Source organism: Skermanella sp., assembly GCF_059503625.1.
This window is the reverse complement of sequence record NZ_JCACHA010000440.1, coordinates 1-2,364: the sequence shown is the minus strand read 5'-3', so window position 1 is coordinate 2,364 and position 2,364 is coordinate 1. Positions and strand designations below refer to the sequence as shown.

2 protein-coding genes are annotated in these 2,364 nt (G+C 61.8%); both read left to right on the top strand.

Annotated features, from left to right (window positions below; genetic code table 11):
- Window positions 1-148: 148 nt before the first annotated feature.
- Window positions 149-1,135: a tRNA dihydrouridine synthase DusB gene (gene dusB / locus AC5JJ6_RS09660; RefSeq protein ID WP_496041837.1), complete on the top strand. Its 987-nt coding sequence runs from the start codon at window positions 149-151 to the stop codon at window positions 1,133-1,135.
- Window positions 1,135-2,262 carry a two-component system sensor histidine kinase NtrB gene (locus tag AC5JJ6_RS09655; protein ID WP_496041836.1) on the top strand — a complete coding sequence of 376 codons (1,128 nt, stop codon included), beginning with the start codon at window positions 1,135-1,137 and terminating at the stop codon, window positions 2,260-2,262. Before dusB ends, AC5JJ6_RS09655 begins: the two co-directional genes overlap by 1 nt.
- Window positions 2,263-2,364: the final 102 nt, after the last annotated feature.

The following is a 2,364-nucleotide window of genomic DNA, read 5'->3' as shown; positions in this document are numbered from 1 at the left end:
TATTTAGTTCAAAATAGTCAAAATCCGCGTATCTGGATGGGGCCGAGCGCGAATTGATAGTTTCATCAGCATTCTTCGCGCTTGCGGTATTTTCGAATCCCATGATAGCTTGCACAAAATGACAGCATTACAGGGAATTGCCCAAAACATGGGCATAAACATCGGCTCCATCAGGATCGACGATCCAGTGATCCTCGCCCCCATGTCGGGCGTCAGCGACATGCCGTTCCGCCGTCTCGTCAAGCGCAGCGGCGCCGGGCTCGTCGTCTCCGAAATGATCGCCAGCCAGGCCATGATCCGCGCCTCGCGCCAGACCATGAAGATGGCGACCAACTGCGCGGAAGAGTTCCCGATGGCGGTCCAGCTTGCCGGTTGCGACCCGGCCTCGATGGCGGAGGCGGCGCGTCTCAACCAGGATCGCGGCGCCGCCATCATCGACATCAACTTCGGCTGTCCGGTCAAGAAGATCGTCAATGGACAGGCCGGCTCGGCGCTGATGCGGGACGAAGTCCACGCCGCCCGCATTCTGGAGGCGACCGTCAAGGCGGTCGACCTTCCGGTCACGCTGAAGATGCGGCTGGGCTGGGACGACGACAGCCGCAACGCACCGAACCTCGCCCGCATTGCACAGGAATGCGGCATCCGCATGGTTACCGTCCACGGGCGGACCCGTTGCCAGTTCTATACCGGGACTGCCGACTGGAAGGCTATCCGCCATGTGAAGGAAGCCGTCGCCATCCCCGTGATCGCCAACGGCGACCTCAACTCCTTCGAGGACGTCACGCGCTGCCTTGGGGAAAGCGGGGCCGACGGCGTGATGATCGGGCGCGGCACCTATGGACGTCCCTGGTTCATCGGACAGGTGATCCACTATCTCCGCACCGGCAGGCACCTGCCCGATCCACGCCCCGACGAGCAGCTAGCCACGCTGCTGGAACATTACGAGGCCATTCTGGAACACTACGGCATCGACGCCGGCGTCAAGATCGCCCGCAAGCACGTCTCCTGGTACAGCAAGGGCTTCGCCGGTTCGGCGGAGTTCCGCGCGGAGGTGAACCGGGTATCGGACCCTGCCCAGGTGCGCACCATGATCCGCGATTTCTATTCACCGGTAATCGACAGGATGGCGGCTTGATGGTGCGCGCAGCTACAGCTTGGCGGAAGCAGATGCGGCAGGAAATCGACCCTTCCGGCATCCTCAACGCGCTCCCCGATCCCGTGCTGGTGATCGGCGGCCGCAACGAAATCCTCTATGTGAACCTGGAGGCGCAGGAGTTCTTCGACTGCGGCGCCGCGGCGCTGATAGGACTCCCGCTGACCGAACTGCTGCCCGAGGACAGCCCCGTCTATTTCCTGATCGATCAGGCCAGGATCAGCGGCGCCAGCATGTCCGAATACGGCGTCACCCTCGATACGCCCAAGATCGGCGTCCATCTCGTCACCGTGCGCGTGGCGCCGCTGGGCGAGCCGGCGGATTGCGTCGTGATGTCACTGCACGAGAAGTCGATCACCCGCAAGATCGACAACCAGCTCACTCACCGCAACGCTGCCCGGTCAGTCACCGCCATGGCCGCCATGCTTGCGCATGAGGTCAAGAACCCGCTCTCCGGCATCCGGGGCGCCGCTCAGTTGCTGGAACAGAACGCGTCCGAGCCCGACCGGGAACTGACGCGCCTGATCTGCGACGAATCCGACCGGATCGTGGCCCTGGTGGACCGGATGGAGGTGTTCTCGGACAAGCGTCCGCCCGACCGGACCGCCGTCAACATCCACAGCGTCCTGGAACATGTCCGCAAGGTAGCCCAGAGCGGCTTCGCGCGGACGGTCCGCTTCACCGAGCGGTACGATCCGTCGCTTCCGGACGTCTACGGAAACAGGGACCAGCTTATCCAGGTTTTCCTCAACCTGATTAAAAATGCGGCAGAAGCCGTTCCGGAGCAGAGCGGCGAGATAATCTTGAGCACTGCTTACCAGCATGGCGTCCGTCTTGCCGTGCCGGGAATTGAAAGTCGCGTACACCTGCCGTTGCTTGTTAGCGTGCAGGACAACGGCAATGGCATACCGGAGGATCTCCGTACCCATCTGTTCGATCCGTTTGTGACCACAAAGCGGAACGGAACCGGCCTGGGTCTTGCATTGGTTGCGAAACTGATTGGCGACCATGGCGGAGTCATCGATTTCGAGACCCTGCCGCGCCGTACCGTATTCAAGGTATCGCTACCGATGTATGCCGATTTTGAACAGTCTCTGGAGCAGTCGTAATGCCGGCATCGACGATCCTGGTCGCCGATGACGATCGTGCGATCCGGACGGTGCTCAACCAGGCACTGATCCGACTGGGCCATGATGTCCGCACCACGGGAA